Source organism: Brevundimonas diminuta, from assembly GCF_039673845.1.
GTDB classification, from domain to species: domain Bacteria; phylum Pseudomonadota; class Alphaproteobacteria; order Caulobacterales; family Caulobacteraceae; genus Brevundimonas; species Brevundimonas diminuta_E.
Genome location: NZ_JBDJMK010000008.1, coordinates 175,638 through 193,642, shown reverse-complemented (window position 1 = coordinate 193,642; position 18,005 = coordinate 175,638). Strand labels below are relative to the sequence as shown.

General features: G+C 68.3%; 16 protein-coding genes. 10 read left to right on the top strand and 6 right to left on the bottom strand.

All coding sequences use genetic code 11. From position 1 onward, the window contains the following. Window positions 1–2 precede the first annotated feature (2 nt). Window positions 3–764 (top strand): ATP12 family chaperone protein, encoded by a 762-nt coding sequence (locus tag ABE454_RS10695; RefSeq protein WP_346531550.1) that lies wholly within the window; start codon window positions 3–5, stop codon window positions 762–764. Between the two features lie 151 nt (window positions 765–915). Here the strand turns inward: ABE454_RS10695 and ABE454_RS10690 are convergent, their stop codons facing one another. Next, window positions 916–1,674: a pseudouridine synthase gene (locus tag ABE454_RS10690; protein WP_346531549.1), complete on the bottom strand. Its 759-nt coding sequence runs from the start codon at window positions 1,672–1,674 to the stop codon at window positions 916–918. Window positions 1,675–1,984: 310 nt separating this feature from the next. On the opposite strand from ABE454_RS10690, the gene ABE454_RS10685 reads away from it, so the two are divergent. Then, window positions 1,985–2,476, top strand: a complete 492-nt coding sequence (locus tag ABE454_RS10685; protein WP_346531547.1) for a hypothetical protein — start codon at window positions 1,985–1,987, stop codon at window positions 2,474–2,476. On the opposite strand, the gene ABE454_RS10680 is transcribed toward ABE454_RS10685, so the two are convergent. Further along, window positions 2,473–3,111 carry a DUF938 domain-containing protein gene (locus ABE454_RS10680; protein ID WP_346531545.1) on the bottom strand — a complete coding sequence of 213 codons (639 nt, stop codon included), beginning with the start codon at window positions 3,109–3,111 and terminating at the stop codon, window positions 2,473–2,475. The two genes, ABE454_RS10685 and ABE454_RS10680, sit on opposite strands and share 4 nt — an antisense overlap. 211 nt (window positions 3,112–3,322) lie before the next feature. Between ABE454_RS10680 and ABE454_RS10675 the strand changes: the two genes are divergently transcribed. Continuing rightward, the gene (locus ABE454_RS10675; protein ID WP_346531544.1) at window positions 3,323–5,170 is read left to right on the top strand and encodes a phosphoenolpyruvate carboxykinase (GTP); all 1,848 of its coding nucleotides are present in this window, start codon (window positions 3,323–3,325) and stop codon (window positions 5,168–5,170) included. A gap of 52 nt (window positions 5,171–5,222) precedes the next feature. Continuing rightward, a complete protein-coding gene (locus tag ABE454_RS10670; protein ID WP_346531542.1) occupies window positions 5,223–6,245 on the top strand; it encodes an NAD(P)/FAD-dependent oxidoreductase in 1,023 nt (340 codons plus the stop codon). Here the strand turns inward: ABE454_RS10670 and ABE454_RS10665 are convergent. Then, entirely contained in the window at window positions 6,242–6,982 is a 741-nt protein-coding gene (locus ABE454_RS10665; protein ID WP_346531540.1) for an energy transducer TonB family protein, read from the bottom strand. The two genes, ABE454_RS10670 and ABE454_RS10665, sit on opposite strands and share 4 nt — an antisense overlap. 149 nt (window positions 6,983–7,131) lie before the next feature. Between ABE454_RS10665 and ABE454_RS10660 the strand changes: the two genes are divergently transcribed. Both ABE454_RS10660 and ABE454_RS10655 read left to right on the top strand, forming a co-directional pair. Further along, window positions 7,132–7,929 (top strand): transglycosylase SLT domain-containing protein, encoded by a 798-nt coding sequence (locus ABE454_RS10660; protein ID WP_346531538.1) that lies wholly within the window; start codon window positions 7,132–7,134, stop codon window positions 7,927–7,929. Between the two features lie 89 nt (window positions 7,930–8,018). Continuing rightward, window positions 8,019–9,170, top strand: coding sequence for a DUF2336 domain-containing protein (locus ABE454_RS10655; protein ID WP_346531536.1), 1,152 nt, complete (start codon window positions 8,019–8,021; stop codon window positions 9,168–9,170). A gap of 22 nt (window positions 9,171–9,192) precedes the next feature. Here the strand turns inward: ABE454_RS10655 and ABE454_RS10650 are convergent, their stop codons facing one another. The 3 genes from ABE454_RS10650 to ABE454_RS10640 form a co-directional block, all read right to left on the bottom strand. Next, entirely contained in the window at window positions 9,193–9,669 is a 477-nt protein-coding gene (locus ABE454_RS10650; RefSeq protein ID WP_346531534.1) for an Hpt domain-containing protein, read from the bottom strand. A 79-nt stretch (window positions 9,670–9,748) separates the two neighbouring features. Continuing rightward, entirely contained in the window at window positions 9,749–10,528 is a 780-nt protein-coding gene (locus tag ABE454_RS10645) for an NAD kinase (protein ID WP_346531532.1), read from the bottom strand. 31 nt (window positions 10,529–10,559) lie between these two features. After that, window positions 10,560–11,672 (bottom strand): DUF2336 domain-containing protein, encoded by a 1,113-nt coding sequence (locus ABE454_RS10640; RefSeq protein ID WP_346531530.1) that lies wholly within the window; start codon window positions 11,670–11,672, stop codon window positions 10,560–10,562. 178 nt (window positions 11,673–11,850) lie between these two features. Between ABE454_RS10640 and ABE454_RS10635 the strand changes: the two genes are divergently transcribed. The 4 genes from ABE454_RS10635 (at window position 11,851) to ABE454_RS10620 (ending at window position 17,965) form a co-directional block, all read left to right on the top strand. Beyond that, the gene (locus ABE454_RS10635; RefSeq protein ID WP_346531528.1) at window positions 11,851–12,612 is read left to right on the top strand and encodes a class II aldolase/adducin family protein; all 762 of its coding nucleotides are present in this window, start codon (window positions 11,851–11,853) and stop codon (window positions 12,610–12,612) included. 75 nt (window positions 12,613–12,687) lie between these two features. After that, complete coding sequence (locus ABE454_RS10630) at window positions 12,688–13,470, top strand: hypothetical protein (RefSeq protein WP_346531526.1); 783 nt, start codon at window positions 12,688–12,690, stop codon at window positions 13,468–13,470. A 110-nt stretch (window positions 13,471–13,580) separates the two neighbouring features. Then, a complete protein-coding gene (locus tag ABE454_RS10625) occupies window positions 13,581–14,729 on the top strand; it encodes an efflux RND transporter periplasmic adaptor subunit (protein WP_346531524.1) in 1,149 nt (382 codons plus the stop codon). Then, complete coding sequence (locus tag ABE454_RS10620) at window positions 14,729–17,965, top strand: efflux RND transporter permease subunit (RefSeq protein WP_346531613.1); 3,237 nt, start codon at window positions 14,729–14,731, stop codon at window positions 17,963–17,965. Before ABE454_RS10625 ends, ABE454_RS10620 begins: the two co-directional genes overlap by 1 nt. Window positions 17,966–18,005: the final 40 nt, after the last annotated feature.

Sequence of the window (18,005 nt, the reverse complement as noted above, 5' to 3'; positions counted from 1 at the left end):
GCATGTCCCATATTCCTTCGCTTGATCCCAACGTCGCCGCCCAGAAGGGCTTTCGCGAGTCCGAGGAGCGCATCAAGCGCTTCTGGAAGGCCGCCGGGGTCGAGGCGCGCGACGGCGGCTGGGTTGTCCTGCTGGACGGCCGCGCGCCCAAGACGCCGGCCGGAAACGCCATCATCCTGCCGACCGAGGCGGCGGCTCGCCTCGTGGCCGACGAGTGGGACGCGCAGGGCGAGCATCTGACGCCCGCGACTATGCCCGCCACCCGCCTGGCCTCGACCGCTATCGACCGGGTCAGCCAGACGCGCGGACCTGTGGCCGAAGAGATCGCCCGCTACGCCGGGTCGGACGTGCTCTGCTATCTGGCCGAGACGCCGACGGGCCTGATCGAACGCCAGCAGGCGCAATGGGGGCCGTGGCGCGACTGGGCGGCGCGCGAACTGGGCGTCGAACTGCACACGGTCGAAGGGATCATCCACCAGCCGCAGGCGCCGGAGGCTCTGGCGCGGGTCGAGGCGCTGGCGCTGGAGATGGACGACTTCGCCCTGACCGGGCTGGCGACGGCGGTTCCGCTGTTGGGCTCGGCGGTGCTGGGGCTGGCGGTGCAGCGCGGGGCGCTGGCGGGCGAGGCGGCGCTGGACCTGTCGCGTCTGGACGAAGCCTTCACCGAAGAGCGCTGGGGCGTGGACGAGGAGGCGGCTGCCCGCACCAACGCTCACCGCGCCGAAGCGGCTCTGCTGCAGCGGTGGTTTGAGGCGTTGCGCTAAGTTCTCTACCGCTCATCCCCGCGGAGGCGGGGACCCAGTGCTTTGGCTGCAAGCGCAGCGGCTCGCTTCGTAAGCGCCCTTAAAGCTGCCCTTGGAGCGCGAGGCTCTTACTCGGGCCCCGCCTCCGCGGGGATGAGCGGGGATTTAGGGCTCAGCCCTTGATCAGCACCGCGCGTTCTTCCGTCGTCAGCATCCGCCAGCGGCCTTCCGGCAGGTCGCCCAGCTTCACCGGGCCGATGCGGATGCGATAGAGGTCGACGACCTCCAGCCCGACCAGTTCGCACATCCGGCGGATCTGGCGGTTGCGGCCTTCGCGCAGAATGAAGCGCAGGCGCTGCGGCTCCATCTGGGTGACGCGGGCGGGCTTCAACTGGCGGCCGTCCAGTTCAAGCCCGTGGCGCAGTTTGGTCAGTTTGGCCTCGGTCACGACTCCGGCGACGCGGACCAGATATTCCTTGTCCAGATCGGACTGCGGCCCGATCACCGCCTTGGCCACCACACCGTCCGACGACAGCATCAGCAGGCCGCGCGAATCCTCGTCCAGCCGCCCGACCGGAGGCAGGGAGGCGTCGCGGGCGGGCGTCTCGCCGTCGCCGATCTTGTTGGCCGTGGTCAGCAGGCGCACGGCCGGAATCTTGCCCGGCTCGGGCTGGCCCGAGACATAACCGACCGGCTTGTGCAGCAGGATGGCGACGCCCGCCGCCAGCGCCGCCTCGCCCGTGTCGTTCAGGGTCAGGGTCTGGCCCGGCTCGATCTTGCGGCCCGCGTCGCGCACAACCTCGCCGTCGATGCTGACCAGCCCCTCGGCGATCAGGCCCTCGGCCTCGCGGCGCGAGCAGACGCCGGTCTGGCCCAGCCATTTGTTGATGCGGACGGGTTCGGCGCCGTCATAGGTGCGGGTGAAGGCCATGGCCGGGCTGACTACTCTCTGCGATGCGACCGGCTGTGTAGGGCGGGCCTGCGCCTTCAGGCAAGGCTGTGATCCGCGCGGCCGCGCTCAGATTTTCGGCAGCGATGGATCAGGTCACGTTTTCGTCGCCAAGTTGACCTTGAGCATCATAAGCCTATATCAGAAGTCACCCTGATGATTTTGACGCTTTCGCTTCCGATCGATTCGGATTGCGACGTTTGCCGTGTCTGATCGGATTCCGGCATGAAGGGCGTGACGATATCTTTAAGTCGTCATCGAATATTGATCGATAACCTTTGAAGGAGACGTTTTGTACGCTCAACGCAAGACCTCGACCGCCCCTCGTTCCCGCCAATACGGCAATCGTCCCGCGCCGACCCGGCTGCGCTTCGGCCTGATCATGCGCAAGGGCATGGATTTCGGCGAACTGGGCGACATGGAGACCGCTCTGCGCTTTGAAGGCGTGTCGCTGGCGCCGATCTCGACCGGCGACGGTAGTCTGGTTTCGGGCGGTCTGACGGTTCTGGCCACGGCGACGGCCGACGACATCAGCGGCGGCCGCGTGCAGGGCGTCGTTGTTCCGGGCGGCGTGGCGGATGAAGCCGGTCTGGTTCAGGTCAAGGCGCTGCTGAACCTGGCCAAGGCGCAAGGCCTGCCGGTGCTGGCCTTCGCCGACGGCGTGGCTGTGACGGCTGAAGTCTTTGGCCAGTCGGCCGATGCGCCGGGCGCGGCCTTCCGCGACGGCAAGGCCGCCCTGCTGAACGACCGCGCCGAACTGACGGCGGTGGTCGCCGCCATCTAAACCCGGCGGAAGATCAGGCTCAGATTGTTGGCGGGCATGGCCCGCCGCAGCGTCAGGGCCAGACCATGCGACCGGGCGAGCGTTTCGACCTCGCCCCGGTCGCGCAGGCCCCATGCCGGGTCGCGTCCCTTCAGGCTGTCATCGAAGGCGGCGTTGGAAGGGGCCAGCGGTACCTCGGCCTCGCGATAGGGGCCATACAGATAAAGCAGGCCGCCGGGGCGCATCAGCGACCGCTCGGCCAGCCGCATCAGGCCCTGCGCCGCCGACCACGGGCTGATGTGGACCATGTTGATGCAGACGATGGCGTCCAGCGGGCCCGTGGGCCAACTGGCTTCGTCAAGCATGTCGACGGCCTGTGCAGCGCGCAGGTTTGCGGCGTTCGTCTGCTCCCGCCACGCTTCGATGCTGGCGCGGGCGTCCGCGCTGGGGTCGCTGGGCGTCCAGTCCAGGCCGGGCAGGGCGGCGGCGAAGGCGGCGGCGTGCTGGCCCGATCCGGCGGCGATCTCCAGCACACGCCCGCGCGCGGGCAGATGGGCGCGCAGCACCTGCAGTATGGCCGCGCCATTGCGTTCTGCGGCCGGCGAGAACAGGCCGCCTTGCGGAAAACCGTCTGGCGTCGACTTTACAGAATCCATGCTCTTCACGCCGAAGGAGATAGCTCGCGCAGCGCCGTCTGACGATTTAAATGTGCGTCCGGCGCGCGACAGCCGGATAACGGGGGAATGAAACGTGCAGCGGTTGACCTTACGTTCGCGGGGGTTCATTGGCCCGGTTACACAGCGTGATCAGCTTATGACGTGACGGTGACGACAGATCGCCGCGCGTCCGTTCAGGAGAGAGCAAGACGTGACGCAATCGATTCCCGGACTCCATCCGGCGCCCACCGAACACAAGGGCCTCGTCGCCTGGGTCGAGCAGATCGCCGCCCTGACCAAGCCGGACCGTGTTCACTGGTGCGACGGCTCGGCCGCCGAGAAGTCCGCCATCGTCGCCGATCTGATCGGCAAGGGCACGCTGAAGGAGCTGGATCAGGCCAAGCGCCCCGGCTGCTACTATGCCGCCTCGGACCCCAAGGACGTGGCCCGCGTCGAGAGCCGCACCTTCATCTGCTCGCAGGATCAGGCCGACGCCGGTCCGACCAATAACTGGTCCGATCCGGTTGAAATGCGCGCCCGTCTGGACGGCCTGTTCGACGGCTGCATGAAGGGCCGCACCATGTATGTGGTGCCGTTCTGCATGGGCCCGCTGGGTTCGAAGATCTCCGCCCTGGGCGTCGAGATCACCGACAGCGGCTATGTCGCCGTGTCGATGGGCGTCATGACCCGCATGGGCAAGGGCGCGCTGGACATGCTGGGCGCCGACGGCGCCTTCGTCCCCGCCGTTCACACACTGGGCGCCCCGCTGGCCGAAGGTCAGGCCGACGTGGCCTGGCCCTGCAACGACGACAAATGGATCGTCCACTTCCCCGAAACGCGCGAAATCTGGTCCTACGGCTCGGGCTATGGCGGCAACGCCCTGCTGGGCAAGAAGTGCTACGCCCTGCGCATCGCCTCGATCATGGCCCGCGACGAGGGGTGGCTGGCCGAGCACATGCTGATCCTCAAGCTGACCAGCCCCGAGGGCGTGTCGAAATATGTGGCCGCCGCCTTCCCCTCGGCCTGCGGCAAGACCAACCTGGCCATGCTGCAACCGGCGCTGGACGGCTGGAAGGCCGAGACGGTCGGCGACGACATCGCCTGGATGCGCTTCGGCGAAGACGGCCGTCTGTACGCCGTGAACCCGGAAGCGGGCTTCTTCGGCGTGGCGCCGGGCACCAGCCGCAACACCAACAAGAACGCGCTCGAGACCCTGACGCGCGACACCATCTTCACCAACGTCGCCCTGACCGCCGACGGCGACGTCTGGTGGGAAGGCCTGTCGAAGGACGCGCCGGAAGGCCTGACCAACTGGAAGGGCCAGCCGCACGACCCGGCCTCGGGCGAGCCTGCGGCGCACCCGAACTCGCGCTTCGCCGTGTGGGCCGGTCAGTGCCCGTCGATCGCGCCTGAGTGGGAAGACCCCGCAGGCGTGCCGATCGACGCCATCCTGTTCGGCGGCCGCCGCGCCTCGGCCGTGCCGCTGGTGACGGAAGCCTATGACTGGGAGCACGGCGTCTTCATGGGCTCGACCGTAGCCTCCGAAGGCACCGCCGCCGCCGAGAACAAGGTCGGCGAGCTGCGCCGCGACCCGTTCGCCATGCTGCCCTTCTGCGGCTACAACATGGGCGACTATTTCGGTCACTGGCTGTCGATGGCCCAGCGCACGACGGATGCGGCCAAGCTGCCGCGTCTCTACTTCGTCAACTGGTTCCGCAAGAACGACGACGGCAAGTTCGTCTGGCCGGGGTTCGGCGACAACGCCCGCGTGCTGAAGTGGATCGTCGAGCGTCTGGAAGGCCAAGCCGAGGCCGTTGACACTCCGGTCGGCCGCGTGCCGTCCAAGGCTGCGCTGGACCTGTCGGGTCTGACGCTGACCGACGCCGATCTGCAGATCCTGCTGGACGTCGACGCCGACGTCTGGACCGAGGAAGCCGCCCTGATCCCCGCCTTCTACGAGAAGTTCGGCGATCGTCTGCCCAAGGCCCTGTGGGGCCAGCACGCCGCCCTGACCAAGCGTCTGGAAGAGGCGCGCGCGGCCAAGCTGGCGGCTGAATAAAAGACCGTTTTCAACGGTTGAAATCGGGGCGCGGGAGGTCGAAGGACATCCCGTGCCCCTTTTTAATTCTCCCGAACCTTCCTTCGACGCTGTGGTCATCGGCGCGGGCGCGCTGGGCCTGTGCGCGGCGGCGGAACTGAGACGACGCGGACGCCGCGTGGCGGTGGTCGATCCGGGCGGCGTCAACGCCTCGGCCGTGGCGGCGGGCATGATCGCGCCCGCCATGGAATGCGCCATCGATGATCTGTCGCCTGAGGCGGCGCAGGTGCTGCGTCGCGCGCGCGATCTGTGGCCCGCCTTCGCAGAGCCGACGGGCGTGCGCCTGTATGGCGAGCTGGCGGAATGGCGCGGCGGCAACGTCGCTGAACTGGCGGCGCGTATGAAGGCGCTGGGCTTCCACCATCACTATGACGCCGCCTCGGCCTGCCTGACGACGCACGAGGACGCCAAGGTCGATCCGCCTCAGGCGCTGGCGGCGCTGGCCCAGGGGCTGACGGTGATCGAGGCGCGGGCGCAGAGCGCGTCACGCGATGGTCAGGGATGGCGGGTCGAGACGGCGGCGGGCGCCGTGCGCGGCGATCATGTGATTCTGGCTACCGGCGCTGACCCGGCGCTGGGCGGCCTGCCGCCTGAGGCGCGCGCTGCGGTCGCCTGCATCACGCCCATTCGCGGCCAGATCGGTCTGGTGAGCGAGAAGCTGGTCGATCACGTCATGCGCGGGCCGGGCGCCTATGTCGCGCCGATGGGCGAGGGCAGCGTGATCGGGGCGACGATGGAGCCGGGCGAGCGCTCGGTGACGCCCGACGCCGCGCGCTGTGAAGCCATGCTGGCCGCCGCATGGAAGGTGCTGGAGCAGGCGCCGCGTCCCCTGACGATCGATTGGCGCGCAGGCGTGCGGGGGACGACGCCGGACGGCCTGCCGATGGCCGGGCAGGTCGCGCCGGGTCTTCATGTCGCGCTGGGGCCGCGCCGCAACGGCTGGCTGCTGGGGCCGCTGATCGGCGCCGTCGTCGCCGACGCGACAGAGGGCCGGCCCGTCGCCGAGCCGACCCTCCATCCCTCGCGGTTTCTTTAGTCCTTGGGCGGATCGAAACGGATCGCCATGGTGACGCGCGCGCCGTCGACGGCCTGACCGTCCACCGTGCGCGGGCTGAGGCGGAAATAGCGGCTCAGGCTGACCGCCGCCCGGCCGAAGCCCTGATTGCCCGGCGTCTCGGCTGTGACCGAACAGCCGGTCAGGCTGCCGTCCACCCGCACCAGACAGGACAGCTCCGCCACGCCGCCGATCCCGCGCGCCTCGGCCGCCGAGGGGTAGGCCCGCATCAGCTGATCGGCCGTCGGTCTGCGCACCCAGTCGGGCTGGGTGATGACGGGAACCGGCCTGGGCGGTTCGGGCGCGACTGCCGTTCCCGTCGAAGGCTCGGTCGCCGGTTCGGTCAGGTTGATGAGCGGCCCTGCGTCATGGCTGACGACCGGCGCGACCGGAACCTCCAGAGGGACGACATCGCTGGGCGCGACCTGCGTCGGGCGGTGGATCGGCGGCGTCGGCGCAGGCGAGGCCTTGGGCGGCGTTTCCGGCTTGGGCGGCAGCGGCGGCCGGACCAGATTGATGATGGTGGGCGGCGGCTCGCTGGGCGCAGGCGGAGCATCCGCCAGCTCGAACCGCTGGTGATACAGCCACAGCCCGGCGCCCACATGGACCAGGGCCGAGGCGCCGATCATCGCCCACACCCACCGGGGCAGGGGCTTCTTGCGCTGCTGGAAGTCGAGGGGGCTGACTACGCCGTGGCCCCCGGCGATACGCATCATCATGACTTACGCGCCTCCTGTCGCAGGCCCTCCCCAGCGCCCGTGGAACAGAGTTCGCGCTTTGGTTGCGGCCTTATTGTGGCGCTTTGAATTGTTAACGGCGAAGCTGCTGCGTTAAGGTTTCGTTTACCGAGGTTAGCGACCGTTCACACATGACCGTGAAAGCGATTCCATCATCCGGCGGCGTGGAGGCGGCGATCCGGCGCGCCTCGACCTCGACCGGCGTGGATTTCGACTTCCTGATGAAGACCGCGCGCCGCGAAAGCGCGATGAACCCGAATGCGCGGGCGCCGACGTCCTCAGCCTCGGGCCTGTTTCAGTTCATCGAGCAGACGTGGCTGGGCACGGTGAAGCGGCACGGCGCCAAACATGGCTATGGCCAGTATGCGGACCTGATCTATCAGGGCGGCGACGGGCGCTGGCAGGTGCGCGGCTCGGCCCGCAATGTGGTGCTGGACCTGCGTTTCGATCCCCACGCCGCCTCGACCATGGCGGGCGAACTGACCGCGTCGAACGCCGCCTATCTGCGCGGTCGCACGGGGCGAGAGCCGGGGGCGGGCGATCTTTACGCCGCGCACTTTCTAGGCCCGGCGGGCGCGGCCAAGCTGCTGGAGGCGGTGCAGTCGCGGCCCCACGTCAATGCGGCGGCCCTGTTCCCCGAGGCGGCGGCGGCCAACCGTTCGATCTTCTACCGCAACGGCCGCGCGGCGACGGCGGCCGAGGTCCACGCCAACCTGCAACGCACGGCGGGCGAGGCCATGCCCGCTCTGGGCGCGGGTTCAGGCAAGGCGGCGCCGGATCTCAGCGAAAAAGACCGGATGCTGGCCGCGCGCATGGATCGGTTGAAGCAGGATCAGGGCCTGCTGGCCCTGTTGCTGGGGCAGGACGGGCAGGGATCGGGCGGCGGCTTCGGCGGCGCATTCGCTCCGCCGCCGGACAAGCCTGCGTGACCACGCTTCCGCCTCATTCCTAAGGGGCTGTTAACTATGTAACGCTACGGGTGACGATTGATTCCTCGCCAGCCGTGAGCCTTCGAGCCATGACCGCCTACCGCGCCAGACTGACGGAAAGCGACATCCGGCGCCTGATCAAGTCTGATCTGGAAGACGAGCGCGCGGCCGCCGCTCATAAGCTGTGCCGCAACATGGAACGCATGGCGCTGGACGACGTCGAGCGCGAGGCGGCGCAGAAGATCCTGCTGGTGCTGGCGCTGGATGCGGCGGAACTGGTGCGGCGGGCCGTGGCGGTGACGCTGAAGGCTTCGGACCTCATGCCGCGTGAGGCGGCGCGTCGACTGGCCGGGGATGTGGACAGCGTGGCCCTGCCCATCATCAACAGCTGCCCCGCCTTCACCGACGACGACCTGATCGAGATCGTGCGCGCCGGAACGGCTCTGCGGCAGGTGGCGGTGGCTTCGCGCCCGCGCGTGCCGCGCGATGTGGCGACGGTTCTGGCGGCCGAAGGGCGGCAGGAGGCGGTGGCCGCCCTGGCCGCCAACGACAACGCCGACATGTCCGAGGCGGCGCTGGGCGTCGCGCTGGATCGGTTCAGCGACGCGCCCGAGGTGATTTCGGCGCTGGCCTATCGTCAGGTCCTGCCGTTGTCGGTGACCGAACGTCTGGTCGCCATGGCCAGCGAGACGGTGCGCGAGCATCTGGTCACGCACCACGCCCTGTCGCCCGAAACAGCCATCCAGCTGTCGGACCATGCGCGGGAACGGGCGACCGTGGATCTGATCGATCAGGCGTGCGGCGCGGACGATCTGTCCGGCTTTGTGGTCGGTCTGAACAATCGCCGGGCGCTGACGCCGTCGCTGCTGCTGCGTGCGCTGGCGCGGGGACAGATCGGTCTGTTTGAGCACGCGCTGGCCGAGCTGGCGGGCACGCCGCATCATCGCGCTTGGCTGATGGTGCATGATGCGGGGCCGCTGGGTCTGAAGGCGATCTATGACCGGGCGGGGATGCCGCCGCGCCTGTTTCAGGCCTTCCGCGCCGGGGTCGACACATGGCGCGCCCTTCAGGCCGAGGGCGGCCATCTGCGCAGCGATGTGTTCCGTCAGCGGATGCTGGAACGCTTTCTGAGCCAGAGGCCCGATGCGCCGCGCGACGATCTGGCCTATCTGCTGGAGCGGTTGGATGCTCCATCGGGCGGCGCGCGCCGTGCGGCGACGGACGCCGCCAACGCAGCCTGAAGACGGCGGCGCTTTTTAAGCCTCAGCCCAGATGTTCGGCCACGCGGGCTTCCAGCGTCTCGACCAGATCGCGGCCGACCGGATGGTCGTCGGTCTGGATGCCGTCGCGCACCACGGCCTTGATGGCGTCGATGTGGGCGTCGACCACGGGCAGGGGCGCCTGCATCCGCTTTTCGGCATCGTCCAGCATCCGGCACAGCGAAGCGGCGATGCGCGTGACCAGCGGATATTCATAGGTGGTTCCCAGCCCCTTCAGGTCATGGGCGCGGAAATACAGGGCCTCGGCCGTGGCGGGGGTGTAACCCTGAGCGCGGATGTCGGACTGGGCCGTGTCCAGCTTGGTCACTTCGTCGTTCAGCCACTGGCCGAACTGGGCCGACATGGCCTTCAGCGCTTCTTCGGCCCTCGCGATGGCGCTGGCGTCGATGCCGCCGAAGCCGCCGCCGACCTTGGCGCGCAGGGGATTGGGGGGGCGGATGACATGCGGTGGTTTGGTCACAAAGCGACTCCTGAACTGTAAAATCCAGTCTGGCTGGAGAGGCTTAAAAACCTGTGACGCTTGATGCGAAGCGAGCCGATCAGGCGGCGAATTGTTCGGCCATGACCCGTTCCTCATAAGAGCGGCCCGCGTCGAACAGCATGGTCAGGGTGATGTCGCGGCGTTCGCGCACCTCGACGCGCGAGACGCGGCGCACCTCGAAGTTGTCGGCGGTGGCGCTGACGGGACGCTTGTCCGGCTCCAGCACGTCGAATCGCACCCGGGCCGTGTGCGACAGCAGGGCGCCGCGCCAGCGCCGGGGCCGGAAGGCGCTGATCGGCGTCAGCGCCAGACTGGGCGCGTCCAGCGGAATTATGGGGCCGTGCGCCGACAGATTATAGGCGGTCGATCCGGCGGGCGTGGCCACCAGACAGCCGTCGCAGGTCAGTTCCTCCAGCCGCACCTTGTCGTTGATGCTGATGCGCAGCTTGGCGCTCTGGCGGGTCTGGCGCAGCAGGGAGACTTCATTGATGGCCAGACCGCTGTGGACCTGACCGCTGTCGACCCAGGCGTCCATCTGAAGGGGATGCAGGACGGTCGGATCGGCCTGGGCCAGCCGGTCCAGCAGGTCGTTTTCCTCATAGTCGTTCATCAGGAAGCCGACCGAGCCGCGGTTCATCCCATAGACCGGGGTGCGCAGCTGAAGATTGTTGTGCAGCGTCTCCAGCATGAAGCCGTCGCCGCCCAGGGCGACGATGACCTCGGCCTCGGCGGGCGGGACCGAGCCATAGCGCGCGCTCAGCCGTTTGCGGGCGTCTTCGGCTTCGGGCCGGTCGCTAGCGACAAAGGTGATGGCGGTGGGCTGGAAAGTCTGGGTCACGGCGCCACGCAAGCCGAGCCGGAGGGTCCTGTCAAACCTTCACATCCGCATCCGGCCCGATCAGGCGACGGAATTCATAGGCCGCCTGCGCTGCAGGCCGCTGGGCCGGGCGGGCGTCGGCGCCGTCCCGGTCCAGCGGACGCCCCTCATTCAGGCGTCGGACATCGCCCAGCAGGGCGGGCAGGGCGGCCCGATCCAGCCCCGCCGCCATACAGGCCAGAAACAGCGGGCGGGCGCTGTCCGCCTGCAGGGCGCGACGCAGCATCTCGACATCCAGACGGCTGAGCAGGCTGAGGGCGTGCAGAAACAGGGACAGTTTGTCCTCTCTCAAGGCGCGGATCAGGGTGGCGGGGCGCAACTGGTCCGCCGCATGCAGCTTGGCCGTCAGCTGGGCGGCGGCCTGTTCCTGAGCGTCCTTCATCGCGCTGTCGGAGGCATGGGCGACGGCTTCGGCCAGCCGGGCGTCGTCCAGACTGAAACGCTGGCAGATCGCCTGCTTCAACGCCTCGCCCACCCATTGATAGAGGCGCAGGGCCAGAGTCTGGCTCAACCCCGGATGGCGCGTCAGCGGCGCGCGCAAGGCCGCTACGGTGCGGGCGTTGTCGACCAGACGGATGATGTCGCCCTGATCCAGACGCGCGGTGCGATTGGTCGCCAGCGCCGTCATGACGGCCGGATCGGCGGCGTCCACTATGGCCCGGCCGACGGGGGGCGACAGACCGGGTCTGAGGGCGACCTGAATCTGATGGTCCCGCGACGCCTCACGCAGCAGATGCAGCAGGTCTGCATCGTCCAGCAGCGGACTGGCGGCGATCACCGGCCGGGCGATCTCGACGGCGTCGGCGGCCAGTTGCCGGATCAGTCCGGCCGGCGCCCATCCGGCGTCAGCCAGCCGTTCGGCCAGAACGCGGCGGATATCCTGCTCGGCTTCGCGGACGAGGGTGGTGAAGACTTCGGTCAGGCTGGCCGGGGCGTGGGCTTCGCCCCCGACTGTCCGGTAAAGGTCAGCCAGTCCCAGCAGCAGGGTCTGGCGTTCGGGCGGCGAACGCCGCGCCGCAAGGGGAATCAACTGATGCAGGTCCGCCAGCGGCAGGCCCTCATGCGACGTAGAGGCGGCGAACGTCCTGACCGGGTCCAAGTTCACGCCTTCCCCAACAGAAGCGACGGCTGGCGAGGTCCGGCTGAAAGGTCCGGCCCGCTGAACCTCCAGCTTGGCTGTTGACGATGAAAACGGGGTTAATGGAGTCTTGGTTTTGGGCGGTATTGACGGCGGGCCCGCACGGGGGGAGGCTCAATGTGAACATTGATAGGGGACGGTTTTGATGGCGGATACGGCGCAGTCGCTGAAATCCCAGGTGTCCGAGGCGGAATGGAAGGCGCGGGTCGAACTGGCGGCCCTTTACCGTCTGGTGGCGCTGAACGGGTGGGACGACATGATCTTCACCCACATCTCGGCCCGCGTGCCGGGACCGGAACACCACTTCCTGATTAATCCCTACGGCTGGTATTTCGATGAGATTACAGCCTCTTCGCTGGTGAAGGTCGATCTGGACGGCAATGTGGTCCAGGACACGACCAACTTCATCAACCCGGCCGGGTTCACCATCCATTCGGCCGTCCACGCGGCGCGCGAAGAGGCGCATTTCGTCATTCACCTGCATACGGTGAACGGCGTCGGCGTCGCCGCCCAGAAGGACGGCCTGCTGCCCATCAGCCAGAACGCCTGTCTGTTGCAGCATCAGGTGGCCTATCACGGCTATGAAGGGCTGGCGCTGAACCATGACGAGCGCGAACGTCTGGTGGCCGATCTGGGCGACAAGCCGCTGATGCTGCTGCGTAATCACGGCACGCTGGCGGTCGGGAACACGGCGGCCGAGGCGTGGGTCGGCATCTTCTTCCTTGAGCGCGCCTGCGCCCAGCAGGTGGCGGCCCTGTCGGCCGGACGCGACAATGTGCTGATCGCGCCCGACGCCGCCCAGGCGGAGACGAAGGAGCAGGGACGCGGCATCGGCTTTGTGTCGTCCCTGGCCTGGCCGGGCGCCCTGCGTCAGCTGGAGCGGAAATCGCCGGGCTACGACATCTAGACCGGAGTTGGCGCACAGGGGACTGGCGCACAGGGGGCCGGCGAACAGGGGGCCGGCGAACAGGGGGCGGGGGCCATGCGGAGGAGGGACGGCGTCGGCCTGATGGCCGCGATGATGGCGCTGTCCCCGGCGGGGGCGGCCTGCGCCGGCGCATGGAGCCCTGCAAAAGGCCATGGCGAGGTCATCGTCAAATATGAAGACATGCGCGCCGACGAAGCCCTGTCGGCCGACGGCGTCCGGGTGGAACTGCCCGGCGGCCGCCGCGACATGACGGCCAGCGTGCTGGTCGAATACGGCCTGACCGACCGCCTGACCCTTCAGGTCAAGGGCGAGTGGCAGGACGGACGCGACGCCTGGGTCGACTATCAGGGGCGCGGCCCGGTGGAGGTCGGCGTCCGCTGGCAGGTCTATCGCGATGATCGCAATGTCGCGGCTGTCTATGTGGGCCATGCGCGCGGCGGGGCAGGACGCAATGCCGGCTATGCGCCGCCCGGTGCGGGCGACAGCGATGTCGAGGCGCGCCTTCTGGCGGGGCGCGCCTTTGCGGGCGGCGGATGGCGGGCGCAGGGCGGCTTTGCCGAGGTGCAGGCGGCGCGGCGCTGGCGGGCGGGTCTGCCGGACGAGACGCGGGTCGATGCGACGGCGGGCCTTCATCTTTCTTCCGACTGGATGGTGATGGCGCAGGCCTTCGCCGGGGCGGCGGATGGCGACGGCGCGGCACGCTGGCTGTCGGTCGAAACCTCGGTCGTGCGCCGGTTCGGCGACTGGCGCCTGCAGGCGGGATGGCGGCAAACGGCGGCGGGACGTGAAATTCCTGCGGTCAGCGGCCCGGTGTTCGGAATCTGGCGGCGTTTTTAGTCCGGTTTTCCGCGACGGAATCTGAGGTTACCCACGTTACAGATACGTTATTTGCGTAATGGCGGTGACCCGTTAAGCGGGGACGCTTGTTGTCGGGGAGACTGCGTCGCGTGTTCAAACGCCATTTTTTCATTATCGCCGCGGCCTGTTTGTTGGGGCTGATGGTTCTGGCGGCGATCCTCAAGATCGCTTTCAGCGGCGGGGACGCAGCCGGTCAGCATGGTCCGGGGGGACCGGGCGCCGGGCGTGGTCAGGTGGTCGCCGAGGCGGTGGCCGGTCGTCGTGAGTTCGCAGACCAGATTCGCGTGCTGGGCGTCGCCCGCGGCCGCCGCTCGGTCAATATCACCTCGAACACGACCCAGCTGGTGACGCAGGTGCTGTTCACGGATGGTCAGCGCGTCGATGCAGGGCAGCCTCTGGTCGAGCTGCTGGCGCGTGAGGAAGACGCCGATCTGATCCGCGCCCGCGCCCAGCTGGAAAACGCCCAGCGCGAATATGACCGCGCCCGCATTCTGGCGGAACGCGGCGTGGCGCCGCGCGTCATGGCCGAGACGGCCGAGACCGCGCTGAAGACCGCGCAGGCGGCGGTGGCGGCGTCGGAAGCCCGTCGCGGCGACCGCGTCCTGCGCGCGCCGTTCGCGGGTATTCTGGGCCTGACATCGGTGACGCCCGGCACTCTGATCTCGCCGGGTTCGGTCATCACGACGCTGGATGATATCAGCGGCGTCCGCGTCGATTTCCCGCTGCCGGAACGCTATCTCGGCGTCCTGCCTGTGGGCGCGCCGATCACGGCGACCTCGGACGCCTTCCCCGGCGAAGAGTTCAACGGACGCATCGCCCTGCTGGATACGCGCGTCAACGAACAGACCCGCGCCATCATCGCCCGCGCCGAATTCCCGAACCCCGGCAACCGCATCCGACCGGGCATGATGATGCGGGTTTCTGTGCATCAGGGCCGCCGCCAGAGCCTGGCCGTGCCGGAAGCCGCCGTTCAGTATGAAGGTCAGGGCGCCTTCGTCTATCGCATCGCGCGCGGCGAGGCGGGCGCCACGGCCCAGCGTGTGGAAGTCCAGACCGGCGCCGTCGAAAGCGGCTATGTCGAGATCGTTTCGGGTCTGGGCAACAATGACCGCATCGTCGCCTCGGGCCTGAACCGCATCCAGCCCGGCGCCCCCGTGCGCGTCGAAGGCGAAGGCGGACAGATCCAGGGCAATCCGACGAAGGGCGACGCGCCTGCGCCGCGGGCGGCCCGCAAATGATGCTGTCTGATGTTTCGGTCCGCCGTCCCGTCTTTGCGGCGGTGGCGGCCATCGTGCTGTGCGTCATCGGCGTGGCGGCCTTCTTCTTCCTGCCGGTGCGGGAACTGCCGGACGTCGACCCGCCGATCGTTTCGGTCAGCACCAGCTATGCCGGGGCCTCGGCCGAGGTCATTGAAAGCCGGATCACCGAGCCGATCGAACAGCAGATCGCCGGCATTCAGGGCGTTCAGCGCATCAACTCGACCAGCCGCGACGGCCGCTCCAATGTGAACATCGAGTTCTCGCTGGACCGCAATATCGACGACGCCGCCAACGACGTGCGCGACCGTATCTCGCGCGTGCTGGGCCGCCTGCCGGATCAGGCCGATCCGCCCGAAGTGGCCAAGGCTGATTCCGACAGCCAGCCGATCCTCATCATGTTCCTGCGCTCCACGACGATGGACCGGCTGGAGCTGACCGACTACGCCCGCCGCTATCTGGTGGACCGTTTCGCCACCGTGCCAGGCGTGGCCCAGGTCAACATTTTCGGCGAGCAGCGCTACGCCATGCGCATCTGGCTGGACGCCGGGGCCATGGCCGCGCGCGGCCTGACCGTCACTGACGTCGAAACCGCCCTGAACAACCAGAACGTCGAACTGCCCGCCGGTTCGCTGGAGTCGGCGCAGAAGGATTACACCGTCCGCGTGGCGCGCAACTACGCCGATCCGGCGGACTTCGCCCAACTGCCGATCGGCACGCGCGGCTCGGCCTCGACGGCCACCGGCGCGCAGGCGTCGGGCAGTCTGGGCGCGGCCTCGGCGGCCATGACCAACGGCGTCACCGGCGCTCTGATCGGCAACGCCGCCTATGTCACCCGTCTGGGCGATATCGCCCGCATCGAAGAGGCCCCCGCCGAGGCGCGGCGCCTGTTCCGCGGCAACGGCATGGATCAGATCGGTCTGGCCGTCACCCGACAGGCCCAGTCCAACGATCTGGAGATCTCCAAAGGCGCGCGCGCCCTGATGGAGGAGATGCGTCACAGCCTGCCGCCGGGCACGACGCTGGAAGTCGGCTCGGACAACTCGGTCTTCACCTCCCACGCCATTGACGAGGTATGGGTGACGATCGGCATTTCCATGGCCCTGGTGGCCCTGGTCAACTTCATCTTTCTGGGCAGTCTGCGGGCGGCGATCATTCCGTCGGTGGTGGCGCCCATCTGCCTGCTGGCGACCTTCATCGTGCTGGCACCGCTGGGCTTTTCGCTGAACCTGCTGACCTTGCTGGCGCTGGTGCTGGCCATCGGTCTGGTCGTCGACGACGCTATCGTCGTGGTCGAGAACATCCAGCGCCGTCTGGATAATGGCGAGCCGCCGCTGGTGGCCGCCGAGCGGGGCGCCCGTCAGGTCTTCTTCGCCGTCGTGGCGACGACCGTCGTGCTTCTGTCGGTGTTTGCGCCGCTGCTGTTCCTGCCGGGCTATGTCGGGCGTCTGTTTGTCGAACTGGCGGCGGCCATTGCTGCGGCCGTGGCCTTCTCGGCCTTCCTGGCGCTGAGCCTGTCGCCGATGCTGGCGTCCAAGATCCTGAAGCCGGCGCATACCGGCGGCTGGGTCGCGCGCCGGGTGGATACGGGCATGGACGCGCTGAAGCGGTCCTACGCCGCCTCGCTGGACGCCCTGCTGGGCCGACGCGTCGCCGTGGGCGGCGTGGCCGCCGTGATCGTGCTGGTGGCCGCGGGCGCCACGGGCATCTTCCTGCACCTGCCCAATGAACTGGTGCCGAACGAGGATCGCGGCAGAGTCACCCTGCGCATCGCCGGACCGGAAGGCACGGGCTTCGACTACACCCGCCAGATCATGCTGGGTCTGGAGCCGCTGCTGGCCGAATATCGTCAGAACGGCGAGGCAGCCAACTTCATGATTTCGTCGCCGGGCTTCGGCGGTTCGGGCTTCAGCTCGGGCAGCGCGGTCCTGAACCTGGCCGACTGGTCCGAGCGCAGCCGCTCGGCCGACCAGATCGCCCAGGAGCTGAACGCCAAGCTGCGCAATCAGACCGGGGCGCAGGTCAACGCCTCGACGCCCGGCGCCTTCCAGCGCGGCGGCGGCAACTCCAACTCGGTCGAGATGATTGTCACGGGCTCGGAATATTCCGCCATCTACAACTGGCTGCAGCCCATTCTGGCGGCGGCGCAGGAAAACCCCGGCTTCTCGCGTCCGCGCCTGAACTATGAGCCGAACGCGCCGCGCCTGCTGGTCGATGTCGATCCGCAGAAGGCGGCTGCGCTGGGCGTGTCCTCGCAGCAGATCGGCCGGACCCTTGAGACGATGTTCGGCTCGCGTCGGGCCACGACCTACATCAAGGGCGGTCAGGAATATGATGTCATCCTGCAGACCGACCGCGATCACCGTCGCGAGGTTACGGACCTTGAGGCGCTCTATGTCTCGACCGGCACGGCGCAGCTGGTGCCGCTGTCGGCGGTGGTCACGACCAAGACCTCGGGCGATACGCCGGACCGTCGCCGTCTGGACCGCCAGCGGGCGATCACCCTGCAGGCCGACCTGAACCCCGGCACCACCATCGACGATGCGGTGCAGTTCCTGAACGCCGAGGTCGCCAAACAGCCGCAGGGCGTGGCCAACATCCGTTGGGGCGGCGCCGCCCGCGACCAGCAGGAGGCGGGCAGCGCCGTGGGCTGGGCCTTCGCCCTGGCTCTGCTGCTGGTCTTCCTGGTGCTGGCGGCTCAGTTCGAGAGCTGGATCACGCCTGCGGTCATCATGCTGACGGTGCCTCTGGCGGCGGCGGGCGGGCTGTTCGGCCTGTTGATGGCGGGCTCCAGCCTGAACATCTACAGCCAGATCGGCCTGATCATCCTGATCGGCGTCGCGGCCAAGAACGGCATTCTGATCGTCGAGTTCGCCAACCAGCTGCGCGATCAGGGCCGCAGCATCCGCGAGGCCATCATCGAGTCGGCGTCCCTGCGCCTGCGCCCGATCATCATGACCTCGATCGCCACGGCCTTCGGCGCCCTGCCGCTGGTGCTGTGGCAGGGGGCGGGCGCGGGCAGCCGTCAGACCATCGGCGTGGTGATCTTCACCGGCGCCATGTTCGCGACGGTGCTGACCCTGTTCGTGGTGCCGGTGATCTATGGCGTGCTGGCGCGCTTCACCAAGTCGCCGGAATACACCGCCCGCAAGATCGAGGAATGGGAGGCGCAGGAGAAGCGTCAGGGCCTCGAACCGGACATGAGCCCGGCGGAATAACGGAAAGCGTCCTTCTCCCCTTGTGGGAGAAGGTGGCTGC

Coding starts and splice junctions, on each gene's coding strand:
- ABE454_RS10695 (WP_346531550.1), top strand. CDS start 3: ATGTCCCATATTCCTTCGCTTGATCCCAACGTCGCCGCCCAGAAGGGC.
- ABE454_RS10690 (WP_346531549.1), bottom strand. CDS start 1,674: ATGGCCTTCACCCGCACCTATGACGGCGCCGAACCCGTCCGCATCAAC.
- ABE454_RS10680 (WP_346531545.1), bottom strand. CDS start 3,111: ATGGATTCTGTAAAGTCGACGCCAGACGGTTTTCCGCAAGGCGGCCTG.
- ABE454_RS10665 (WP_346531540.1), bottom strand. CDS start 6,982: ATGATGATGCGTATCGCCGGGGGCCACGGCGTAGTCAGCCCCCTCGAC.
- ABE454_RS10660 (WP_346531538.1), top strand. CDS start 7,132: ATGACCGTGAAAGCGATTCCATCATCCGGCGGCGTGGAGGCGGCGATC.
- ABE454_RS10655 (WP_346531536.1), top strand. CDS start 8,019: ATGACCGCCTACCGCGCCAGACTGACGGAAAGCGACATCCGGCGCCTG.
- ABE454_RS10635 (WP_346531528.1), top strand. CDS start 11,851: ATGGCGGATACGGCGCAGTCGCTGAAATCCCAGGTGTCCGAGGCGGAA.
- ABE454_RS10630 (WP_346531526.1), top strand. CDS start 12,688: ATGCGGAGGAGGGACGGCGTCGGCCTGATGGCCGCGATGATGGCGCTG.
- ABE454_RS10620 (WP_346531613.1), top strand. CDS start 14,729: ATGCTGTCTGATGTTTCGGTCCGCCGTCCCGTCTTTGCGGCGGTGGCG.